General features: G+C 54.0%; 10 protein-coding genes. 5 read left to right on the forward strand and 5 right to left on the reverse strand.

Going from position 1 to position 15,799, the window contains the following annotated elements:
* Positions 1-149: 149 nt before the first annotated feature.
* Entirely contained in the window at positions 150-4,211 is a 4,062-nt protein-coding gene (locus B036_RS34270; RefSeq protein ID WP_020569041.1) for an efflux RND transporter permease subunit, read from the reverse strand.
* Positions 4,212-4,453: 242 nt separating this feature from the next.
* Positions 4,454-4,882 carry an HYC_CC_PP family protein gene (locus B036_RS0112415; protein ID WP_020569042.1) on the reverse strand — a complete coding sequence of 143 codons (429 nt, stop codon included), beginning with the start codon at positions 4,880-4,882 and terminating at the stop codon, positions 4,454-4,456.
* Between the two features lie 95 nt (positions 4,883-4,977).
* On the opposite strand from B036_RS0112415, the gene B036_RS0112420 reads away from it, so the two are divergent.
* Both B036_RS0112420 and B036_RS32050 read left to right on the forward strand, forming a co-directional pair.
* Positions 4,978-5,634, forward strand: a complete 657-nt coding sequence (locus B036_RS0112420; protein ID WP_020569043.1) for a chloramphenicol acetyltransferase — start codon at positions 4,978-4,980, stop codon at positions 5,632-5,634.
* Between the two features lie 270 nt (positions 5,635-5,904).
* Positions 5,905-6,678 carry a DUF4332 domain-containing protein gene (locus B036_RS32050; protein WP_020569044.1) on the forward strand — a complete coding sequence of 258 codons (774 nt, stop codon included), beginning with the start codon at positions 5,905-5,907 and terminating at the stop codon, positions 6,676-6,678.
* Positions 6,679-6,898: 220 nt separating this feature from the next.
* Here the strand turns inward: B036_RS32050 and B036_RS29155 are convergent, their stop codons facing one another.
* Positions 6,899-7,291, reverse strand: coding sequence for a PEGA domain-containing protein (locus tag B036_RS29155; RefSeq protein ID WP_020569045.1), 393 nt, complete (start codon positions 7,289-7,291; stop codon positions 6,899-6,901).
* A 187-nt stretch (positions 7,292-7,478) separates the two neighbouring features.
* On the opposite strand from B036_RS29155, the gene glgB reads away from it, so the two are divergent.
* From glgB to B036_RS0112445, 3 genes are all read left to right on the forward strand, one after another.
* Positions 7,479-9,389, forward strand: coding sequence for a 1,4-alpha-glucan branching protein GlgB (gene glgB / locus B036_RS0112435; RefSeq protein ID WP_020569046.1), 1,911 nt, complete (start codon positions 7,479-7,481; stop codon positions 9,387-9,389).
* A gap of 452 nt (positions 9,390-9,841) precedes the next feature.
* Positions 9,842-10,777 (forward strand): ParB/RepB/Spo0J family partition protein, encoded by a 936-nt coding sequence (locus tag B036_RS0112440; RefSeq protein WP_020569047.1) that lies wholly within the window; start codon positions 9,842-9,844, stop codon positions 10,775-10,777.
* A gap of 91 nt (positions 10,778-10,868) precedes the next feature.
* The gene (locus B036_RS0112445; protein WP_020569048.1) at positions 10,869-11,585 is read left to right on the forward strand and encodes a DUF5683 domain-containing protein; all 717 of its coding nucleotides are present in this window, start codon (positions 10,869-10,871) and stop codon (positions 11,583-11,585) included.
* 68 nt (positions 11,586-11,653) lie between these two features.
* On the opposite strand, the gene B036_RS0112450 is transcribed toward B036_RS0112445, so the two are convergent.
* Positions 11,654-12,865 (reverse strand): TCR/Tet family MFS transporter, encoded by a 1,212-nt coding sequence (locus B036_RS0112450; RefSeq protein WP_020569049.1) that lies wholly within the window; start codon positions 12,863-12,865, stop codon positions 11,654-11,656.
* On the reverse strand, positions 12,866-15,640 hold the full coding sequence (locus B036_RS32055) for an FG-GAP repeat domain-containing protein (RefSeq protein WP_020569050.1): 2,775 nt from the start codon (positions 15,638-15,640) through the stop codon (positions 12,866-12,868).
* Positions 15,641-15,799 lie beyond the last annotated feature (159 nt).

Genomic DNA, 15,799 nt, shown 5'->3' on the forward strand with positions numbered 1-15,799 from the left:
AGTCGCAAAAATGTTCATCCGATGTGTAACGCGTAATCTCGTTGACCAATTTACACATCGGATGAACTTTGGCCCGACTGCGTCAGGGCCAAATATGCATCCGATGAGAAATTGGAGACCCAGGATCGCGTTTGTTGCTTTTACATTCCTCATCTTTTCCCAATTTTAAGTTTAATCTCCTCCCGCATACACCAAAGCACCGGCACCGTAAACATCGTCACTACCTGCAGCGCCATGCCGCCAAAACTGGGAATGGCCATCGGCAGCATGATGTCTGCGCCGCGGCCAGTGGCCGTTAGTACGGGCAGCAATGCCAATAGCGTAGTCGCGGTGGTCATCATGGCCGGACGAACCCGGCGTAGTCCGCCTTCGATCACGGCTTCCCGTATTTCCTTTACGGTATCCGGGGTATTACGCTCGAAGCTGTCCCGTAGGAAGGTCGCTACCAGCACCCCATCATCGGTTGCGATGCCGAACAGGGCCAGGAAGCCGACCCAGACCGCTACACTCAGGTTAATCGTCCGCATTTGGAACAGGTCCCTCAGGTTCGTCCCGAAGAAATTGAAGTTCATGAAGTCCGGATCCGCATACCCGCCCAGCAGGAGGAAGCCACCGGAGAAGGCGACGAAGACGCCACTGAAAACCATCAGCGCCGTTGTTACCGATTTGAATTGAAAGTACAGGATCAGAAAGATCAGCCCCAGGGCGATTGGCACCACCAGGCTGAGCCGTTCGTTGGCCCTCACTTGCTGCTCGTAGTTGCCCGCAAACCGGTAGCTGATGCCGGCGGGGATGTCCAGTTCGCCCGAATCTGACAGTCCATCGAGGTAGGCCTTTGAATTTTCAACTACTTCTACTTCGGAGAATCCGTCCAGGCGGTCAAAGAGGACGTAACCGACCAGAAAGCCGTCTTCCGATTTGATCGACTGTGGCCCCTGCTCGTAACGGATGTCGATCAGCTCGCCCAATTTGATCTGACCGCTGCGCGTGGGGACCAGGATATTCCTAATGGCCTCCGGATCATCCCGCAATTCTCGCGGGTAGCGGAGGCGAACGGCATAGCGTTCCCGGCCTTCTACCGTAGTGGTCATCTTCATCCCGCCAACTGTGGCCATAATCTGTTGCTGGACGTCGGTTACGTTGAGGCCGTAGCGGGCGATCATTTCCCGCTTCAAGTCAAGTAGTAAGTAGGGCTTGCCGACTATGCGGTCGGCGAAGACCGCCGCGTCTTTCACGCCATCGACGTTCTTCAGTTCCCGCTCCAGTTCGAGGCCGAAGGCTTCGATGGCGGCCAGATCCGGTCCACGGACTTTGATGCCCATTGGCGCGCGCATCCCAGTTTGTAACATCACCAGCCTGGTTTCGATGGGCTGGAGCTTAGGGGCGGAGGTCACGCCGGGGAGTTGGGCGGCGGCGATGATCTCGTCCCAGATGTCGTCGGGGGATTTGATGTGGTCACGCCACTGGCGGAAGTATTGGCCGTTGGGGTCGGGGATTAGGCCGTCGGTGCGCGGGGGTGGATCCCCGGAGTTCGCACCGGGCTGTCGATCGTCGCTGCGGCCGGGTAGGGCCCCGGAGTACGCACCGGGCTGTCGATCGTCGCTGCGGCCGGGTAGGGCCCCGGAGTACGCACCGGGCTGTCGATCGTCGCTGCGACCGGGTAGGGCCCCGGAGTACGCACCGGGCTGTCGATCGTCTCTGCGACCGGGTAGGGCCCCAGAGTACGCACCGGGCTGTCGATCGTCGCTGCGGCCGGGTAGGTCCCCGGATTCCGCACGGAGCTGCGCTCCAGTGCTCCATCCGGGGTTAAAGCGATTCGACTCCTTCGGAGTCTTTAGGAAATTTCCGTTGTCGTCTACCTTGAACCGAAGTCGGTGACCATCTTGGTCGGTGATGTACTCCGTCTTGTAGAGGATCATGTTCTCGTACATGGATAGTGGTGCGGGATCCAATGGGCTGTTTACGCGGCCTGCTTTGCCGACGACCATCTCTACTTCTGGAATCGTCGTCACCGCCATATCCAGCGTCCGGAGGTTACGCAGGTTCTCTTCGATGCCGGCGTGGGGCATACTGGTGGGCATCAACAGGAAAGCGCCCTCGCCGAGGGCGGGCATAAATTCCTCGCCAATGCTCCGATAAGACTGGAACCCGGCAAAAATCAGCAGTGCGATTAACGCCAGGAAGAGGAGCTTCACTTTTAGTAAAAAGCCGAGAATTGTCGTATAAAAATGGATCACCAGCCAGAAGAAGCTCAGCAAACTACCGGCGACCACGACCACGAAAAGAAAGTTCGTTGCCTGGCTTTGATTTACCCCGAGTGGGAGCCAGTAGCCAGCCAGTAGCCAGGCGAGTACGAGAGCGATGGCGACGTTGACCATCGGCGTGAAGTACCCTACTAAGCGCTGAGCGCTTCCCCAAAAAGCCCCTCCCCCGTGGGGAGGGGTTGGGGAGGGGGGGGCCACTGCTCCTTCAACTTCCTCTGCACCCGCGTCCGCGCCCAAAGCCCCCGTCACTACACCCAGTATACCAGCCAGAATCGTAACTATCCCCAGCCACCACGCAACGAAAACCCAGGCAACAATTCCCATCACCACCAGGGTTCCATTACCAATTATCTTCACCCGTTTACTATCCTGGTCCCACCCCAGCACCGTGTGTGCCAATGCAGGAATTATGGCCAGTGCAACGATGATCGCCGAAATCAGTGCAAAAGTCTTCGTAAAGGCAAGTGGCCGGAATAATTTCCCCTCTGCAGCCTCCATGGTGAAGACCGGCAGGAAGCTGATGATGGTGGTGGCCACGGCCGTCAGCACCGCAGAGCCCACTTCAACGGTTGCCTCGTAAATACTCTCCAATCTGCTTTCCCCGTCCGGCGGATCATTCAGGCGATAGATCATACTTTCGGTCAGTACGATTCCCATATCCACCATTGTACCAATGGCAATGGCGATACCTGAGAGGGCGACGATGTTGGCGTCCACCCCAAAGTAGCGCATCGCGATGAAGCACATCAGCACCGCGACTGGTAAGGTGCCCGCCACCAGTAACGACGACTTCAGATTAAACAGCAGCAGAATGACGACGATGGCCGTGATCAGAATTTCCAACGTCAGGGCCTCCTCCAATGTACCGATGGTCTCTTTGATCAGCACCGAACGATCGTAAAACGGAACAACCGTAACCTGGCTGATCGTCCCATCTTCGAGCTCCCGCTTCGGCAACCCCGGCGCCAACTCTCCAATTTTAGCCTTAACGTTATTGATCACCTCCAGCGGGTTGGCGCCGTAGCGCGCCACCACCACCCCACCCACCGCTTCGGCTCCTGACTTATCCAGAATGCCCCGGCGGGCCGCCGGGCCGATCGTCACCCTTGCCACATCCCGCAGGTAAACCGGTACGTTATTTTGCTCGCTAACGACGGCCATTTCAAGGTCATCGAGGTTCTGCAGATAGCCCAGTCCACGAACGAAGTATTCGGCCAGATTGATTTCCAAGGTCGCTGCACCAACATCGAGATTAGAGCCCCTGACGGCCTGCATTACCTGCCCAAGTGAAATACCGTACACCCGCATTTTTTCCGGGTCAACGTCCACCTGATATTCCTTCACGAAACCACCGATACTGGCGACCTCACTCACCCCTCCTGCCGCGCTCAGTCCGTAGCGGACATAAAAGTCCTGAATACTACGCAGTTCGTCCAGGCCCCAGCCTCCTGCAGGGGTACCGTCAGCCGAGTGGCCCTCCAGTGTATACCAGAAAACCTGGCCCAGCGCCGTAGCGTCCGGACCAAGGGTAGGCGTAGTGTTTTCCGGGAGCAGGCCCGCCGGTAAGGAGTTCAATTTTTCCAGTATTCGGCTGCGCGACCAGTAGAACTCCACGTCCTCCTCGAAGATCAGGTAGATACTTGAAAAGCCGAACATTGAGTTGGAGCGGACAGATTTTACGCCGGGAATGCCGAGCAAGGCCGACGTCAATGGGTAAGTGATCTGGTCTTCTACGTCCTGTGGCGACTGCCCCGGCCATTGGGTAAAAACGATCTGCTGGTTCTCCCCGATGTCGGGGATAGCATCTACGGCAACCGGGTCACGGGGCAGGCCCGGAATGTTGAATTCAAAGGGTGCGGTAGCCAGGCCCCAGCCCACAAAAAGTAGGAGCAGTAGCCAGACTACGAGCTTATTCTCGAGAAAAAAGCGCACGAAAGCATTAATCATAAAACGACACTTGACGAAAATCACGAAAGCCCCGGTCAGATTGTGGTCTGTCAGATTGATGCTGTCACATTATGCGCAGGTGGATTTTGTTGACTGGCAAAGCACTCAAACCGGAACTTAGCCATAGCTAAGTGAGGATTTGAGTAACGCCGCCAGGCGTTAAAAGACATCGTGGATATTGTGATGAGAATCGATCTGACAGACCACCAAAACTGGCGGGGAAACAGAAGATCATCAAGTCGTTAAATGCGGAATACCTGGAACTCGCGAATGGCATCCGGTATCAAGGGAGGCGGGCGGTAGTTCTGGAAGTTTGTGTTTTTGCGGGGCCGCGGGTGCGGAGGCAGGTAGTTAATGAGCAGTGGTGGAAAATCCGGTAGTACCGCTACAATGGCAGGCAGCGCTTCGACTACGGTTTGTTCCTGATCGTCGATCCTGACCAACTCATGCTCGTCGTCACAACAGCCCTTTTTCTTCCCTTCCACTTTCTCCCCGGCAGCTGAATGGAAAGGGCACTGCTTTTTGGTCTGGTCCTTGTGGCATTTCTCCGCCTCGCCAAAAAAGGCGACAGACTTCAACTCTTCCATACAGAAATGCCGGTTGACCGAGAGGCCAACCGAACCGATCAAGACCAGGATGGTCAGTAGGAAAGTAGAAATGCGAAGTACCATATAATAGGTTGCTACTGCAATCTACGTCCTAATAAGCTATTTTGTTTTGTCAGCTCTGAATTAATGAGTAATGTGGGACAAATTCATCTCCTCCCATGCGCAAGGTAACCTTCACCGATCCTCACCGAAAAAAGCATTTTGATTTCTTCCGGTCTATGGACCAGCCACATTTCGGGATTACCGCAGAAGTGGACATTACCGAATTTCTGAGCTGCGTCCGCCGCTCTCCCACTCTGCGTTTCACCCCTGCAGTGGTTTATATGATTGCCGATACCGCCATGAAGGTGCAGCCGTTCCGCTGGCGGATTCGGGGAGACGAGGTAGTAGAGCACGATGGGCTCAGACCGAGTTTCGCGGTTCCAACGGCTGCGTCTTCTGCCTTTAGCTTTTGTACCGTGCCGTATACAGAAGACCCAATAGCGTTTCATGCTGCAGCGGAGGCAATGATTGAGCGCATGAAATCGGACCCCAGTTTTGAAGACGAGCCGGGCGCCGACGACTATCTCTTCCTCAGTTCCTTCCCGTGGGTAAGTTTTACCAGCGTAACCCATGCGATGAATCACAGCCGCAAAGACAGTGTACCGAGAATAGCCTGGGGAAAATACTTCAAACGGGAAGGAAAGGTACTGATGCCGTTAGCCGTACAGGCCCACCACGCAGTAGTCGATGGAAGTGATCTCGGAAGCTATTTTCAGCAAATTCAGCGATCATTTAAAAAAAGTGAAGAAATTTTTGAACTTTTTTTGAGATAAACACAAATTTTTCAAGCCAAACAAAAATTTGGTCGGCATTTGTCAACAATGCGACTTCTTTGCTTAAAGGCTAAAAAACAAAATATTTAAGGGAAACTGAGCCTGATCACTGCTTTTGCCTCTACTTTCCCTGCACCTGCGACCCCGCCCAAACATTTGACTTTCAGTGACTTCGGCCTAACTTTGCGTTTATAATTCGTGTTAGTGTAACTGAGACACTAAGAATGTGTCTCCACAACCCAAAGAAAACCACACCAATCTACTAGAATTATGATTAAGAAATCATTCGTAAAAGCTAAGAAGCAGTACAAGGTAACTTTCGAAGTACCTGTAGAACATTTAGGCAAAGGCCGCGACGTTCGTGTCCTTGGTAACTTCAACGGCTGGAGCTGGGACAAAGGCCTGGCAATGAGCAACGGAAAAGGCACTTACAAAGCTGAGATCAACCTCGCCCCCGGTGAGTACCAGTTCCGCTACCTCGTCGACAACCAGGAATGGAAAAACGACTGGGAAGCGCAGGGGTACACCTCAAGCGGATACAACTCCGACAACTGCCTGCTTTCCCTCGAAAAGGTTGCCGTAGCTAAGAAAGCTGCCGCAAAAAAGCCTGCTGCAAAGAAAGCCACTGCTGAGCCAGTTGCTAAAAAAGCTGCCGCTAAGCCAGCCGCAAAGAAAGCCGCTGCTAAGCCAGTTGCTAAAAAAGCTGCCGCTAAACCAGCCGTAAAGAAAGCCGCTGCTAAGCCAGCTGCTAAAAAAGCTGCTCCCGCAAAGAAGGCCGTTGCTGCTAAAGCAGACGACCTGAAGCGCATCGAAGGCATCGGCCCGAAGATTGCAGGTTTGCTTAATGATGCAGGTATATTCACCTTCGCGGAACTGAGCAAAGCAAGCCCCAAGAAACTTGGCGACGTACTCACCGCAGCTGGTGCACGCTTCCGCCTGGCTAAGCCCGATACCTGGCAGCAGCAGGCTACACTGGCCGCTGCAGGTAAAACTGACGCACTCAAGAAGCTCCAGGACGAGCTGAAGGGTGGTGTAAAGAAATAACATCTTCTTTACGACCCCAACTGAAAGTGACCAGCGGAGTTTTCCGTTGGTCACTTTCTTTTTGCGAAGGTTCGCATGCGCTCACGTTGCAGAGTTCGCTGCGCTCACGTTGCAAGGGTTGCAAGTTGCAGGGGTTGCAGTTGTTGCAGACGTCGCATTGTTGCAACCTGCAACCCCTGCAACAGGAGCGAAGCGACTCTGAAACCAGCGCGTAGCGCGCCTACTTAGGATTTCTGATTGTTTCAGGAAGTTCCGGTTCCAACTCAATGTACAGACTTGGAAGTGAGTACCTGGTGGCTGCGCCAGTGGCCAGGTCTACCCCCCAACAAATAAGACAAGTCAGGTTCAGAATGGATACCGCATTGAAATCAGCCTCCAACTTAACGTACTGGCTCTCATAGCCGTCCAGCTCGAAGGCTACCCACCTGCCACCGAGGTTACGCCGAACATCGAGCATTATCGGTGTTTTACCAATAGTGTAGCCGTCCATAATTACTTTAACGCCGCTTGGCTCAGAAGTAAACAGGATTTCCTCCCGGGTACCACTAAGGATGGTGGCACAACTTGAGGTAAAAAGCAGGACCGCCAGGCCAAGGAATAAGAGTGTTTTCATGGTTCAAGGATTGAGTTATTAGGTTTTTGCGGTAATTAGGGCTTGAATATCCAACAAGTAGGGTCAGAAAACCCCGAATTGGGAAAATTGTAAGATCAAATTAACATCCGACTATTTAATCCGTTACCACTATGTTAGCGTCACGTACCTTCGTCGGAGTTTTCGATAAGTATAACCAACCAGTAGTATGACCACCCCTAAAGTAATTGCACACAGCCTGTTTACCGATTTTGACATCAGCCTCTGGAAAGCTGGCAAGAATTTCCGCGCTTACGATAAGCTCGGCAGCCACGTCATTGAGGTAGATGGTAAGTCCGGAACCTATTTCGCTGTTTGGGCGCCGAGCGCCAAATATGTTGCCGTAGTCGGCGATTTCAACAGTTGGGACCGGGGTGCCCACCAACTTAGTCCGCGCTGGGACAGTAGCGGTATCTGGGAAGGCTTCATACCCGACGTCGGAAATGGCACTGTATATAAATATGCCATTGACGGCCCGGACGGTCGCTGGTTAGAGAAAGGTGATCCCTTTGCCCGGTTATGGGAAATGCCTCCCAAGACGGCCAGCGTTGTTTGGGATACTTACTTTGAATGGGAAGATCAGGACTGGATGGCCAAGCGTGCCGAGCACAATGGTATCGACCGTCCGTATTCGGTCTACGAAGTCCACCTCGGCTCCTGGAAAAAGCCTACGGGCAACGAGAGCCTCAGCTACCGGGAACTTGCCGTGGACCTGGTTGCTTACGTGAAAAAGATGAATTTCACTCACGTAGAGCTCATGCCCGTGATGGAACACCCCTACTTCCCAAGCTGGGGGTACCAGTGTACCGGATACTTTGCGCCCTCCAGCCGTTTCGGTGGACCACAGGACTTCATGTACCTCGTCCAGGAGTTACACAAGGCCGGTATCGGTGTCATTCTTGACTGGGTTCCCAGCCACTTCCCTACTGATGCACATGGCCTGGCCAACTTCGACGGTACCCACCTGTTCGACCACGAAGATCCCCGCCTTGGCTTCCATCCCGACTGGAAGAGTGCCATCTTCAACTACGGCCGGAACGAGGTACGTTCCTTCCTGATCAGTAACGCCCTGTTCTGGCTTGATCGCTACCATGCTGACGGCCTGCGCGTGGATGCAGTAGCCTCCATGTTGTACCTGGATTACAGTCGCAACGAAGGCGAATGGATCCCCAATAAATATGGTGGCAACGAAAACCTGGAAGCGATTTCCTTCCTCCGGGAATTCAACGAAGCAGTATATCGGGAATACCCGGATACCATGACCATTGCGGAGGAGTCCACTTCTTTCAGCGGTGTTTCCCGGCCAACTTACGTTGGTGGTCTTGGCTTCGGCCAGAAGTGGATGATGGGCTGGATGCACGATACCCTTGACTATTTCAAGCAAGATCCGATACACCGAAGCTATCACCACGGGGAAATTACCTTTAGCTTAGTGTATGCTTTCAGCGAGAATTTCATGCTCCCGCTGAGCCACGATGAAGTAGTACACGGCAAAGGTCCCCTGATTGACCGGATGCCGGGAGATGAATGGCAGCGTTTCGCAAACCTACGGGCGATGTACGGCTACATGTACACCCACCCGGGCAGTAAACTCATGTTTATGGGTGGGGAGTTTGGCCAGACCAGCGAATGGTCCATCGAACGTGGCTTGGAATGGGCCCTGACCGAATATGCGCCGCACAAAACATTACAAACCTTCTTTGCCGACCTCAATAAGGTCTACAAAACCACCACTGCGCTCTACGAACGGGCCTACGACCCCAAAGGGTTCGAATGGATCGACCTTGGAGACCACCTGAATAGCGTCCTGACCTACCTGCGGCGTGGCAAGAAGGAGAAAGATGTTGTAGTGGTACTTAACAACTTCACACCAACCGTGCAGCACCATTACCGGGTGGGGGTTCCCTTCAAAGGGAAATACTCCGTATTGCTCAACAGTGATGACGACAAGTACGGCGGTACCGGCAACTTTAACATGAAGCCGCTAAAAGCTATTGAGTCGGAGTGGAACGGACGTCCGTACCACATCGAGTTGTCCCTGCCTCCGTTGAGTACTTTGTTGCTTAAGTTTGGGAAGTAGGGCGCGGGCGCAGGTACAATGGGAGGTTTAAGGGCTCAGTTTTTTTCACCACTAAGGCACTCAGGGCATTAAGTTCTACACTAAGTTGAGGAAGAACCATTAAGGCCACTAAGGCATTAAGGAGCTACATTAAGAATAGACTGTTGTCAACAGACGAGAGGAGCGAGCAGTTCTGTGCGGCAGCCTACAAGCGAAGCGTCTACAAAGAACGAAGTGCTGTCTACGAGGTCGCGAAGCGGCCGTCTACAAGAAAACTCGCTCCGCTCGTTTTCGTATAACTAAAGACCGCCTCCGGAAAATTATTCATTCCAGAAGCGGCCCTACGAATACCCCTAAGGTATTGCTCTCGGGTGTTAATACCGCTTGTTATCAAAACGTTACGGTCGTCCGGGTTTTTCCTTCCGTCGGGTTGGTTATCTTTGCCGACCGAGACAAAATTTTGTAAGACTAATATGGCTAAACCAAGACCTGTACCCCGTAAAGCTCCCAAGGGAGCGGTAAAGTCCGGCCTCGACGCTCTCTTCCAGGGAAAGCGTCTGGATAAGGCGATAGAAGAATCTCCGGCAGAGACAATAGCTGCACTGAGCAAAGATTTTCTCCGTTTATCGATCAGTAAAATCCATGCGAACCCGGACCAGCCGCGTAAGGAGTTTGAAGAAGCCCCATTACAGGAACTGGCCGAATCCATTCGGATTCACGGCATCATCCAGCCGATGACGGTTCGACACATGGGTGATGGAACTTACCAGATCATCAGTGGAGAGCGGCGCTTCCGCGCCAGCCAGCTGGCGGGTTTGAAAGAAGTTCCAGCCTTCATCCGTACCGCGGATGACCAGACGTTACTGGAAATGGCCCTGATCGAAAACATTCAGCGCCAAGACCTCAATCCGATGGAAGTGGCCTACAGCTATTTCCGACTCTCACAAGACTTCTCCCTCACCCAACACGAGGTGGCCGACCGTGTCGGTAAGCAGCGAACTACGGTTACAAATTACCTCAGCATCCTGAGGACCTCCCCCCAGGTTCAGCAAGCCATACGGGATAAGAAGATCAGCATTGGTGCCGCCAAGGCCGTTGCCGGCATCAAAGACATCTCCCTGCAGGAGATGTTTCTGGCCGAGATTTTGGTGAACCCAGATTGGAGTGTTCGGGCGATAGAGCGGAAAGCAGCCGACTATAAGGCAAAAAGAACAGCCGCTAAGAAAAGTAGCGCTGCTAAAGGCACTAGCGACGACCTTAAAACCGTCAAAAAAGCTTTTGAAGACTTCTTCGAGACTAAGAAGGTAACCGTAAAGCTTGACGGTAAGGCAAAGGAATCCGGCACCATCACCATCCAGTTTACCAGTAAGGATGAGCTGGAGCATTTTTACAAGACCGTAGAACTCTAGACAACCAGGTTGCCCGGAGTGAAACCGTTAGCGGAAGGTTAAAGGTATGGCCAGCGGCCAGCGTTTCGCGGAGAAGAGAGGTCAGTAAAGCATGGACATAACAAACAGAAATACCGGGTTTTGCCACGCTGCCGCAGGCAGCGTAGTCACGTTCATTGCCCTCTTCATCCTGTTCCTTGCACCTGCGACCGCGCCAGCTCAAATTACCGACACCCTGCCACCGCCTGCTCTGGAATCCATTCGTGCCGATACGGCAGTAGCGTTGAAAGAAATCAGGCGTAAACCCCGTAATGCCCTCCTGTGGAGTGCCATTCCCGGGGGCGGCCAAGTGTACAATAAGCGCTGGTGGAAGGTGCCGCTCGTGTATGGTGGCCTGCTTGGTATGGTTGCCTATGCGGATTTCAATCAAACCAGCTACACCCGTTTCACTACCGCATTGGAGAACCGCTGCCTAGGCGACGGTAACATCATTATTCCTCCTGCCTCCGAATGCGTACCTACCGAGGATGCTTTCCCCGCCAACCAAATCAGCGATAACGCCCTGTTACAAGCCCGGGCCAACGCCGACAAATCCCGACAAACGGCCTACATCGGCATCTTTGTGGTCTACTTACTCCAGGCCGTAGAAGCCTATACCGACGCTCACCTGCAGGAATTCGATATTTCGGATGATCTGAGTATTCAACTCGGACCAATCGCCCAACCCGACGGGATGATGGCTGCCGGATTAACCGTTCCGCTGGGAAGTGGACAGCGATTGAAGGGAGAAGAAACGCGGGTTCAACGACTTCGGGCGCTGGCTCGGTAGTATTTAGGGGTCAGGAATCAGCATTCAGGGGTAAGGCACTGGGACGCTCCCGGCTACACCACCGGGATTTATTTGTCCCTCAACAACCGGTAAGCAATCAGGAAGCTCCCCGCAATCAACAACGCTGCCAGCATAAATGCGGAGCCGGGAAAATAGAAAGGGGTTCCTTCTTGGGTGGTATAAAAGAAGATGCCGGTCATTATCAGGGGGCCGAGAATGGTCGTAAGGCTCTGTAAAGACGTTAATCCTCCCTGTAGCTCTCCCTGCTCATTGGCAGCGACCTGGCTGACCAGATAGGATTGCAGGTTGGGTGTACAGATACCTCCCAGGCAATAAGGGATCGTAAACAGGAACATCATCCAGGTAGAGGACGCGAAAGCGAACAGAAACATCCCCAGGAAATACATAGCCATGCCGTAGTAGATGCTCTTCCCAGGCCCAAAATAGTTGTACGCCTTTTGCGCAAACCCGCCCTGGACGATGGCCACCAATATTCCTGCGAACGCAAGGGAGAGCCCTACCATGAATTCAGACCACCCGAGGCGGTACATCGTGAAGTAAGCCCAATTGCTGTTCACCGCATGCGAAGCCAGGTAAAGCAGAAAGAAGGCGACCAATAAATAGCCAATGGATTTATAGCTGAACAGCTGGCGAAATACGCCAATGGGGTTTGCCCTCCGCCAGTTGAAGGCGCGACGATTTTCCGGCGCCAGCGACTCGGGCAAAATGAAATAGCCGTAAAGAAAATTCATAAAAGACAGACCAGCGGCGGCATAAAATGGGAGGCGGGTGCTCAGTTCTCCCAACAAACCGCCCATAAGCGGACCAATGATGAAGCCCAATCCGAAAGCAGCACCGATCATCCCGAAATTTCTCGATCGGTTCTCCTCGGTACTCACATCAGCGATGTAAGCCGATGCGGTGGTAAAGCTGGCCCCACATATGCCCGCAAAAATACGCCCAGCCAGCAACCAGATGTAAGTAGGTGCCAGCGCCAGGATCAGGTAATCTATCGCGAAGCCGAACAGGGAGATCAGCAGTACCGGCCTGCGGCCGTACTGATCACTGAGGCTTCCCATAATCGGAGAGAAAATGAACTGGGCGATGGCAAATGCAGCCAGTAAATAGCCTCCGTAAATGGCGGCTTCATTCGTGGCAACTCCCTGCATCTCCGCCAGCAGCTTTGGCAATACAGGAATGATGATACCGAAACCAAGCACGTCCATGAGGACAGTAATCAGGATAAAATTTACGGCAGCTTTACGGGGCGGCTTTTGCATTCAGTTTTTAGTTTTCAGGATCAGGTGCTCCCCCTCACCTACCACCACCAAGATATGGCGATCATCCAACCGGACCAACTGCCGGACCTCCTGATGGTTACGTGCTCCGCCCAGATCGATGAAGGTTACGCTACCATCTTCACGGAGCAGCTGCAGCGCAGCTGCATCCTGCCGGCCGATCCGCGGTTGAACGTGGTGTTTGTTCCCGCCCAGCAATATCCCCTGTGGCACCTCCAGGGCGCAATTGACGGTAGTGATTTGTGCGGCCCGGGGCAGGGCTTCAACGTTCCAGTTTCCGCCGTTTTGACGGACCAACTGCAGGTGGGCTAAGGTATTTACCACCTGCGGTTCCTTTTGGATCGATGGGAATAATTCCTGAAAGCGCTGTTTTGCGTAATCGACGTAATTCAGGTTGTTCCGTTTCAGTGATGGGATCCGCGCGGCCAGTTCATCCTTGTCTGCTACCGTTATTTCCTTGCCCTGCCGCACGTACGTTAGCAGGGGCTCAGTTTGCCCATTTCCGTCTACATCTTCAATGTAAAGCCGCAGCGGCGACCCGGAGGTTGGATTCCCGAGTCCGGAGTTCAGCCCCCAGTTACCAGCCAGTAAAACGGTGCCGGGTTCTTCGGTTTCGGATGCATCGGAGAGCGATTGCCAGATACCGGACTTCTCAGGCGCAATGCTTGTTTCCTTGCCATCTGATTGCTTACTTCTTATCCCGGCAAAAGGCTGGGCGTAGATTTCTTCTCTGGCCCGGGTAGCGGCAAGCCGCAGCGTATTCGTAGGTTCATGCTGTGCCAACCGCTGTTTTACGGTCAACCACGGCTCCACCCCCACCGAAACCAGCTGTCCGTATTCCCAATGCAGGATCTCGTACTGCTGCCCCGACTCGTTGATAGAAATTGCCAGGTCCCCGTTTTTCAACAGAAGTGCAGGGTTGTTACTTGGCTTGGGCTTAAAGGGGGCCAGAGGTGCCTGATCGAAGAAGCCATCCAGCGCAGCGGAGCGGGTGAAGCCAGTTGGCGTTACCGTATATAGCGGCGTATAGCGGGCAGCTGTTCCCCGGTCAGGACCGTAGCGGCCTTCTGACTGGGACATCATACCGCGTTGGGGGCATAGACGGGTGTCGGGGTCGTAACGTCGTTTTGAAGGAGAGGTTGGGTTAAAGGCTGCACCGGGAGAACGGGGTTTCGGCAAGTAGACGTTCTCGTAAATCTTGGCTGGCGCGTTAAGGTTATTGAGGACAAGATCTGCGTCTCCATCCCGGTCAAAATCGGCGACTGCGGCGCCGGTGGAACTTCCGACGAAGTCGAGTCCCCAGGCTGCGCCTACTTCCTCGAAGGCCCAGTCCGCCGTCATCCGGAAGGCCTGGTTGGCCACCTGACCCGAGGGCATATTGGCGATCACTTCCAGGTTGGAGGCGGAGCGGGCGAGGTCGGAAGAAATGAACTTGAGGTAATCCAGGGAATTGGGCCGGCGTTCGATACCGTTGGCGACGAATACGTCCAGGCGGCCATCGAGGTCGAAGTCTTCGATCAGGCAGGACCAAGACCAGTCGGTGGCGGCCAAGCCGGCCATTTCGGCAATCTCGGAGAAGTTGCCATCGCCCCGGTTCCACTGCAGGTTGTTGCGGGGCAGTTGATCGTGGTAGCCGAGTTTTCGCTTGATGTTGTACACGTTGACGGGGTCCGCACTCATGGTCGACTTAAGGATTTCTTCTTTGCCGGGTCGCATGTCCAGGGTAAGCAGATCCGGCCAGCGGTCGTTGTTGAAATCGGCGACATCGGAGCCCATGCTGAAGTTGGAGGTATGGCCGGCGAGTTCCCGGACGGATTCCTTGAAGGTACCGTCGCCCTGATTCAAATAATAGTAATCGTTCTCGCTGAAATCGTTGCAGACGTAGATGTCCGGGAAGCTGTCCTGGTTGAAGTCGGCAATGGCGGCGGAGAGGCCGTAGGCGATTTTGGAGGAGTAGAGATTGGCTTCTTTCGTGACATCACGAAAAGATTCTCGATTAGCTGCGCTGCTGCCTCCGGCGGTCTCGATTCTCGATTTTTGATTCTTGATTTGGCTGCCGCCCATAAGTGCAGGACGCTCGTTCAGGTCATTACGGAGGAGGAGATCCCCGGCCAGGCTATCGGGGATGTCGCGGGATTTAGCGGTGCCGTAGGTGGCGTCGTTGTGGACCGAGTGACGGAGGAGGTACATATCCAGATCGCCGTCGCGGTCATAGTCGAACCAGTAGGCCTGGGTGTTGAAGCCGGCGAAATCGAGACCGTAGTCGGCGGCAGCTTCTGTGAAGGTGCCGTCTTCGTTTTGGAGGAAGAGTTCGTTGCGACCGGTGAGTCCTTTGTAGCCGGAGACGTTGCAGACGTAGAGGTCCATCCGTCCGTCGGCGTTCACGTCCACCACACTGATTCCCGTAGACCAATCCCCTGCACCTGCGACCCCGCCCTCATTTGTCGCATCACGAAACTTGAAATTACCCTCGTTGATGTAGTATTTGTTCGGCCCCTGGTTGTTGGTGAAATAGAGATCGGGCAGGTCATCACCGTTGATGTCCGTGGCCGCTACCCCACCTCCGTTGTAGTAGTAGAGGTATTCGACGATGTTCCAGTCTTCGGTTTCGGTTAGTTGGTTGGTGCTGGTGATGCCGGTATCCGTCCGGTCCAGGAAGAGCGGCGCTGCATTTTCGGCATCGGGGGCGCGGTCGCAGGTGCAGAGAAAGGGGATGAGGGAGCAAAGAAGGAAGAGGGTGCTGAGTCTGCGGAGCAAGATGACGTGGGATTTTGACGGGGACAAAGGTAGCGCGGCGGGGGGATTTTTAACCGGTAGTCCCGAAGGGACGTCTACTGTAGCGAGGGGTGATGGAGTTGGCGTAGCCAACGACGGAACCCCTCAGCGAGCAGCCGGGACGTCGGGGCGGAAGGCGGA

The organism is Neolewinella persica DSM 23188 (genome assembly GCF_000373105.1).
Classification (GTDB): Bacteria; Bacteroidota; Bacteroidia; order Chitinophagales; family Saprospiraceae; genus Neolewinella; species Neolewinella persica.